The sequence below is a fragment of the Myxococcota bacterium genome (assembly GCA_039030075.1).
In the GTDB taxonomy this organism is placed as follows: Bacteria; Myxococcota_A; UBA9160; order UBA9160; family SMWR01; genus JAHEJV01.
Map to the genome: position 1 here is coordinate 1 of JBCCEW010000054.1, position 4647 is coordinate 4647.

6 protein-coding genes are annotated in these 4647 nt (G+C 68.0%); 2 read left to right on the forward strand and 4 right to left on the reverse strand.

From position 1 onward, the window contains the following. Window positions 1–205, forward strand: a 205-nt coding sequence (locus tag AAF430_26615) for a nitroreductase/quinone reductase family protein (GenBank protein ID MEM7413829.1), incomplete at its 5' end; no start/stop codon positions are given. A gap of 73 nt (window positions 206–278) precedes the next feature. Here AAF430_26615 and AAF430_26620 read toward each other — a convergent pair. The 4 genes from AAF430_26620 to AAF430_26635 form a co-directional block, all read right to left on the reverse strand. After that, window positions 279–707, reverse strand: coding sequence for a hypothetical protein (locus AAF430_26620; protein MEM7413830.1), 429 nt, complete (start codon window positions 705–707; stop codon window positions 279–281). Next, on the reverse strand, window positions 704–1546 hold the full coding sequence (locus AAF430_26625; protein ID MEM7413831.1) for a hypothetical protein: 843 nt from the start codon (window positions 1544–1546) through the stop codon (window positions 704–706). The genes AAF430_26620 and AAF430_26625 overlap by 4 nt, the downstream gene beginning before the upstream one ends. 156 nt (window positions 1547–1702) lie before the next feature. Continuing rightward, window positions 1703–3433, reverse strand: a complete 1731-nt coding sequence (locus AAF430_26630; protein ID MEM7413832.1) for a CRTAC1 family protein — start codon at window positions 3431–3433, stop codon at window positions 1703–1705. 13 nt (window positions 3434–3446) lie between these two features. Beyond that, window positions 3447–4190 (reverse strand): hypothetical protein, encoded by a 744-nt coding sequence (locus tag AAF430_26635; GenBank protein MEM7413833.1) that lies wholly within the window; start codon window positions 4188–4190, stop codon window positions 3447–3449. A gap of 86 nt (window positions 4191–4276) precedes the next feature. On the opposite strand from AAF430_26635, the gene AAF430_26640 reads away from it, so the two are divergent. After that, on the forward strand, window positions 4277–4647 hold a 371-nt coding region (locus tag AAF430_26640), incomplete at its 3' end, for a 50S ribosomal protein L11 methyltransferase (GenBank protein MEM7413834.1).

Consider the following 4647-nt stretch of genomic DNA (forward strand, 5'->3'; position numbering starts at 1 on the left):
CTGGTTGCGACGTTGGTACCACCAGGCACTCGCGAACCCGGAAGTCACGGTCACCGTCGACGGCAAGGATACGAAGCGGATCGCCGTCCCCATCGAAGGCGAAGAGCGCGCACGCGTCGCCGAGGCCTACGACTTCGGTCTGCTGTTCCGCTTGATCTGCGGCTTCGCTCCGAACCGATTCTTGCGTCTCGACCCCGTCGGGTAGCGCCCTCGAGGCGTCCCCTTCGTCGGCAAGAGCTCCCTGCGTGGGCGACTCGGCGATCGGGCGGTGTCGCGTGTCAGGTCGGCCCTGCTTCGGTCTCTCGCTGGTAGCGGTAGTTCTCGCGGACCGACGTCATGCGGGCCGTGCGCGGGTCGAGCTTCATCCTTTGGACGGCGACGACGAGGTGCATGGCGTCGGGCCTCGCAGCGAAGATCGCGTCAGCGAGCGCATCCGGTGCGTGGAGCCTCCCCAACGCATGGCGGAGCACTCGGAAGCGCTGAAGGGCGGCGTGTGCGGTGGCTGGCAGCTCCCGTTCGTCGAGGGGCTCGAGATCGTTCCCCACCCGGATGAAGGGGACAACCAGCACCGGCGGTGTCGGCGTCGTGTACATCGCGAAACCACCCAGCTTCCAGGGATTCGCGTCGAAGTGCTCGACGAGCGCGAAGTGCGCCAGGGGCCAGGCGCATGCCCAGCCCAGGACACCGAGCAGGATCCACGCCCTCACAGCCAGCCCGGGTCGAAAGGAAGCGTTCCCGTCGTGACGGCGACGAGCCCGTACGCGTAGACGAGCGCAGATGGAATCAGCGCGAGTCGATTCCCGTTCGCCGTGAACAACAGCAGCAGGTTCCCGAAGAAGAGTGCGAACCCGATCTCGCGGGCTCCCAGCTGAATGAGCGCGACGAGCGCGAGCGCCACCGCGACGGCGAAGGCCCGAGAGCGCGTCCAGACGATTAGGCCGGGAAGTGCCAGCTCGAGGATCCACACCGCATTCGAGGCCGCTGGGAGGAGCCAACCGTCGGCGCGGAATGGGCCCTGACCGGTCCGCATGGGATCGAGCGCGCGCAGGGCCGCGTGCTGCGCTTCCGAGACCAGCGGCGCAAAGGCGAGCGCGAAGCGCTCGCTCTGGCTCACCATGAATGCCAGAAACTGCCCATCGAAGTACTGGCCGTAGAGGACCTTCTGCAGGCCGGTGACGAACAGCACGATCACGGCGAGCGACCGAAGGCCGGTGAGAGCAAGCGATGCCGCCTCGTCCCGCGGGCCTGCGAGGGCGAGGAGCACCACCGCATACAGCTCGAGAAAGAAGTGGTTGTCGGTGAGCGGAAAGGTGAGGACTAGCTGTAGCAGGAGCGCCGGCAGCGCCACGAAGGGTGCCAGCCAAGCGCGCTGAGGGATCCATAGGAGAAGAAACGCGACGGTCGCGATCAGCGCGGCGCCAACCAGCCCCGGGAGCCACGATGCTTCTGCGGTCGCAGCCCACAGCCAGCTTCGCGCGAAGCCGTGGAGGACCGCGAACCGGCGAAACGCCTCGATCGGACCGACCGGGTCCCGCTCCTCACCCATGGCGCGACCCAGCATCGCGGCGAGAGACGCACCCAGGGGCAGTGCCTCCGCTGAGTCCGCCGAAACGCGCGCACCGGTCAAAGGCGACACCCAGGCGCTGTTCCGTCTCTGGGCGCCGCCGCTCGTCGCATCATGTCCCGCCTTTGCGCGGCAGGGTCACCACCTGCGCCACGCCCTGCCGCGGCGGCGCCAGGGGGCCTTCGCCTTCCCGCAGCGTAGGAGCTCTGCCTTGCCGGCGGCGTGCTCGGTCGGTTCGGACACGAGCAACGTGCAGTTGCGGCGGACGTTCCGGTAGATCTGTTCGGCGCCGGACGGCCATGAAATGCGTACGCTCGCCACGCGGCCGGCGCGGCTCCGACCCAGCCCGAAGTGCGCAACGCGCTCGCTCTGTCCCAGGAAGTGGCTCACGCTTCCCATCTCTCGCACTTGCGGGGCCTCCCCGGCACGCCGGGTCACCTCGATTCGAGCGCCCAGCCCTTCGCTGTTGCCACGGGCGCCGCGTGTCCGCACGCGTAGCCAGTCGCGTCGGTTCCCCCCGCGGTTGCGGTACAGCTGCGGGCGGCCGCCGTTCGTCAGCACGAGCAGGTCGAGGTCGCCATCCTGGTCGTAATCGAAAACCAGGAGGCCCTTGCCGGAACCCGTGTGATCGAGTCCGATCGAACCCGAGACCTCCGTCATCCGGCCCGAACCATCGTTCTCCCAGAACCGCATCGGATCCTGCCGGAAGGGCTCCTCCACGTCGGTTCCCGGGAAAGCGATGCCGTTGGTCATGGCGAGGTCGAGGTCGCCGTCGTTGTCGTAGTCGAACGCGGCGGCCCCCCATCCCCAGAAGCCGGCTCGCACGCCCGCCGCATCCGTGGCATCCGAGAAGCGCCGGTTTCCCTCGTTGCGATAGAGGCGGTTCCCGGTCGTCCCCCAGTTGCAGTCGGGGCAGCTGGGGACGTCCTCCCAGATGGAAGTGACGAACCAGTCGAGCCACCCGTCACCGTCGAAGTCTCCGATCGTCGATCCCATCCCGTTCTCGTCGGTTCCGACGCCCGAGGCGAGGGTGCCGTCGTCGAAGCTGCCGTCACCGCGATTCCAGAACAGGCGACTGGTCCCGAAGTCGGCCGCGACGGCGAGGTCGGGCCAACCGTCGCGATCGAGATCGCTGAAGGCGGATGCGAACGCGTGGACGCCCTCGAGGGCGACGCCTGCGGATTCGGTGCGGTCCTCGAAGGTACCGGGCGCCTCCTCTCCGCGATTGCGCAGCAAGCGGGAGTGGCTCTCGAACTGCGGGATCCACTCGGTCGTGTGCAGGTCGATCCAGCCATCGCGATCGTAGTCGCCGAAGGCCACGCCGAAGCTGCGGTGCGGAAGCGCTGTGTCGACCGCCGCGCCGCGCTCGACGGCCTGTTCCCGGAAACTTCCCGAGCCGTCGTTCACGAACAGGTAGTTGCGCGTGTTCGTCTCGTCGCCGGCATCGCCGAGCGTCGTCACGTAGAGATCGAGGTCGCCGTCTCCATCGAGATCCGCGAAGCCGGCTCCGTTCGATTGCAGTTCGGGACGGAACACGCCCGCGTCTTCGGTGACATCCTCGAACCGTCCGCGTCCCCGGTTGCGATAGAGACGGTCCGAGCCGTCTACAACCGTGACGTAGAGGTCTGCGCGTCCGTCGCCGTCGACGTCGCCGACGGCGGCTCCGCCGCTCATCCGCTCCGGCTCGCAGAAGTCACCCGGCGTCTCGATCGTGAAGATGCAGTCCGGCGGCGCGACGAGCGTCTGCTGCACGTACCCGATGCCCGCTCGCTCCGAGACTTCGACGAAACGTGGTCGCCGCGCGTCCCCTGCCAGGGCCTCGGCCGCGCAGGCGACCGTCAACACGCTCGCAAGGAGCAGGGACCGCAAGAAGTCCATGGGATCAGCGCAGACGGAACGCGGCGGAAGCGACGAGGGCGAGGAACGCCACGAGCGCGCCGAGCAGGCCGAGTGCCGGAACGCCGGGGGGTGAGTACGACTCCATCGCCGCCGCAATCGGGGTATTTCCGTCGCCATCGATGGCATCGAAGGCGGCTTCGGCGGCGGGTTCGAGCTGCGTCACCAGGTTGGTCGTGATCACGCTCTCCATGGTGGGTTGGATTGCGCCGACGAAGCCGGCGCAGGGGGTCGCGTCCGTCGCCGCGTTGACGACCGATGCCGACGTCGCACCCGTTTGCACCGCGTCGATGCCTCCCGGGACATCGCTCACCGTGAAGAGGCCGGAGAGCGGAAGGGCATCCGCGCTCCAAGTGGCCGTACACGAGAACCCGATGCCGGTGACCGCGACCACATCCAGCTGGTAGGTGGGATCGAGGACATCGACGTCGACCGCGGTGCTCGCGCCCGACGACACCGACGCCGAGATTCCACCCGTCGTGGGCGGATCGACCGTGCTCGTCGTAATGTCGACCCGGCCGATGCACCCGAGGAACGAGTCCTGGTAGCAGAAGTTGTCGACGATGAGGGCCCCGTCTGGGAGGAAGGTCGCGAGGTCGACGGCAAGGCTCGTCTCGATCGCATTCTCGAGTTCCGCGTCGGGGGGGACCGCTCCGATGGGGGTGGGGACGGTCAGCAGAGCGATGGAAATCAGAACCGGAGCCGCGGAGAACCAGGGGTGAGGGAGCATCGCCACACTATACAGGGGCCCGCGGGCGAGCTGTGCGTGCTTCGCCTTCGGCACACCCTGCGACCCTCGACGTCCTGCCTTCGCGCATGGCCGAGCGCGACCGGTTGAAGCCGATTCCCGCGCGCGTCTTCGCGGCGTACTACCGCTGGTCTTCCCTGTGCAATCGACTCTGGCCCTGGGTGCGGCTGGGAGACCTGCGTCTCTGGGTCGCGCCCAGCGTCTACAAGCCGATCCAGAACGAGCACCGCATCGCTGACCTGATTCCGCCGGAGTCCTTGGTACTCGACGTCGGGTGCGGTTCGGGGGTGCTCGGGATCGCCGCGGCGCCACGCAGCCGGTCGGTGCTGGCCATCGATCTGAACCCGGACGCGATCCATACGACGCGAAGGAACGCCGAGCGTCTCGGCATCGAGAATCTGGAAACGCGTCGACTCGACCTGACGCGGGAAGCCGTTGC